The sequence below is a fragment of the Paenibacillus sp. N119s genome (assembly GCF_059447605.1).
Genome location: NZ_JCAJRU010000462.1, coordinates 1 through 961, shown reverse-complemented (window position 1 = coordinate 961; position 961 = coordinate 1). Strand labels below are relative to the sequence as shown.

The 961-nt window shown below is 52.7% G+C and carries 1 protein-coding gene; it reads left to right on the top strand.

Annotated features, from left to right (window positions below; all coding sequences use genetic code 11):
* Window positions 1-961: condensation domain-containing protein (locus AC5V8P_RS25750; RefSeq protein WP_495474079.1), on the top strand; the 961-nt coding region annotated here is incomplete at both ends.

Genomic DNA, 961 nt, shown 5'->3' with positions numbered 1-961 from the left:
GAGCAGGGTTATGTCGCTTGGAACCGCAGCGTAGAGGAAGGCGAACTATACACGCTGGACATTGTAGATGTCAGCGGAGTCGAAGACGAATCGACCGCTGTGGAAGCCAAGGCGAGCGAAATTCAAGCGAGCATTCATTTGAGCGAGGGTCCACTTGTGAAGCTCGGTCTGTTCCACTGCGCGGAGGGTGACCATTTATTAATCGTCATTCATCATTTGGTTGTAGACGGTGTATCCTGGCGTATTTTGCTGGAGGATTTGGCATCTGGTTATGAGCAGGCTGTTGCAGGTCAAACCGGCACAGCCATTCGATTGCCGCATAAAACAGATTCATTCCAGGTATGGGCCAAACAGCTGTCAGCCTATGCCAATCAGGCGTCGATGGAGCGGGAGCTTGCCTACTGGCAGCATATCGAACAAGCCGAAGCAAGCCTCGCGAAGCCTTTGCCGACGGATTTTGCAAATGACAAGGCACGGCTCGAAGACAGTGAAGTGGTCACGGTCCGCTGGACGAAGCAGGAAACCGAGCAGCTACTCAAACAAGCTCATCGCGCGTACAACACGGAAATGAATGACCTGCTGCTGGCTGCGCTCGGAAAAGCCGTCTATGACTGGTCTGGTTCCGAACGGGTGCTGATCAACCTGGAGGGCCATGGACGGGAAGCCATTGTACCGGATGTGGATATTACACGCACAGTCGGCTGGTTTACGAGCCAATTCCCGGTTGTACTGGATGGAAGTCTGGGAGAAGGGGGACATACTGCTCGCCTGATCAAGCGGACCAAGGAAGGGCTGCGTCATATTCCGCAAAAAGGCATCGGCTATGGGATTTTACGCTACCTGTCCGATATGAACGTGCTGGAAAAAGCAGGCGTGCAGTTACAGGCTCAGCCTGAAATCAGTTTTAACTATTTGGGCCAATTCGATCAGGATTATAAAGGCAATGATCTACAGCCTTCCG